This window comes from Chloroflexaceae bacterium (assembly GCA_025057155.1).
Lineage (GTDB): Bacteria > Chloroflexota > Chloroflexia > Chloroflexales > Chloroflexaceae > JACAEO01.
Map to the genome: position 1 here is coordinate 388 of JANWYD010000126.1, position 228 is coordinate 615.

The 228-nt window shown below is 65.4% G+C and carries 1 protein-coding gene; it reads right to left on the bottom strand.

Features of this window, described 5'->3' with window-relative positions; genetic code table 11:
• Position 1 precedes the first annotated feature (1 nt).
• On the bottom strand, positions 2–228 hold a 227-nt coding region (locus tag NZU74_20615), incomplete at its 5' end, for a hypothetical protein (protein ID MCS6883729.1).

Here is a 228-nt window from a genome sequence, read left to right on the forward strand (position 1 = left end):
ATCACCCCTTCCCCGACCCCGCCAGCGTCCGCTCGATGTGCGCCACATACTCGGCGAGCGGCAACAGTCCTACCGCAGCCCGCCGTGCATCGACGTTCGCCTCGTCCTCGATGGGTTTCAACGTAACCCTGCCGTCGATGATGAGTACCTGCGTGCCGTACACCTGCGGCTGACCAGTGTTGAACCGCACCCGGTCGGTGAGATAGGCGAGGTCCTGCGGGCGCGCTT